1 protein-coding gene is annotated in these 241 nt (G+C 66.8%); it reads right to left on the reverse strand.

Annotated features, from left to right (window positions below; genetic code table 11):
• The coding region (locus SB754_RS22575; RefSeq protein WP_410784505.1) for a hypothetical protein at window positions 1-241 on the reverse strand (241 nt) is incomplete at both ends.

The following is a 241-nucleotide window of genomic DNA, read 5'->3' on the forward strand; positions in this document are numbered from 1 at the left end:
GCCGTCGAAGCCGGCTCGGAACAGCCTGCCCTTGGAGAACCCGGAATCGCTGCGGCCGTAGGACACCACGCTCGACGCCGGGAGGCCGGAGGCCAGGGCACAGAACTGGTTGGGGCCGTTGACCCGCAAGATCTCACCGCTGATGTCGGTGGGGACGATCGGCCGGTTCTGCGAATCAAGGGTCAGGCCGTCGGCGGCCGCGATGATGTCGAGACCACCAAATGCGACGAGTGTCTGTGGG

It is taken from the genome of Leifsonia sp. SIMBA_070 (genome assembly GCF_046534635.1).
Taxonomy (GTDB): Bacteria; Actinomycetota; Actinomycetes; order Actinomycetales; family Microbacteriaceae; genus Leifsonia.